The organism is Pseudoalteromonas sp. S558 (assembly GCF_005886635.1).
Lineage (GTDB): Bacteria > Pseudomonadota > Gammaproteobacteria > Enterobacterales > Alteromonadaceae > Pseudoalteromonas > Pseudoalteromonas aliena.
The window spans coordinates 1-636 of record NZ_PNDU01000473.1 but is presented as its reverse complement, the minus strand read 5'-3'; the positions used below and the strand labels follow the sequence as shown (position 1 = coordinate 636).

1 protein-coding gene is annotated in these 636 nt (G+C 43.4%); it reads right to left on the bottom strand.

What is annotated here, in order from left to right:
* A partial coding sequence (locus tag CWB66_RS20940) for an RHS repeat domain-containing protein (protein WP_138586957.1) occupies window positions 1-636 on the bottom strand: 636 nt, incomplete at both ends.

The following is a 636-nucleotide window of genomic DNA, read 5'->3' as shown; positions in this document are numbered from 1 at the left end:
AATCATCTTAGAAAGCTTTTTCACACCCTCTTTACACAACAACCCCATCGGATCCACCCAATTCACTGGATTTGGCGCATATTGGTAATGGTTTATGCCACCGACTAAACCAATCGGATCTTGATTTATAAAACGTTGTTGTTTGGGGCTGTAATAACGATAACGGTTGTAATGTAAGCCGCTTTCTTCGTCTAAATATTGCCCTTGAAAACGAATTGGCTGAGTAAAGGTGTTTGTATTGCTTATCTCTGATTCTTCATAACCATACACATCGGCTTGGTTTTCCCACACGACTTCTGCTTTGTTGTTGGTAACAAAACGTGGGGTATTCAGTTGGTCTAGGTGGTAGTAGTACACCTCGCCTTTTTTAATTAGCGCTACTGGGTGAAATTGATTCGGTAGGTTGATATACCAAGTATATTCGCCGTGTTGGCATTCACCGATTAGCTGGTCGTTATCCCAAATATAGTCAATCTTACCGTGCTCAGTATGCTTGGCTATACGTCGCCCGAGTGGGTCGTAGTCGTATTGCGTGAGCGTGCCGTTGTTATTAAAGCAGCTTAATTGGTTAAACGCGTTATATTCACGGCGAGGGGGAGTGTCTCTGCCGTCTTCGGGTTTTTCGTTCAGATGATC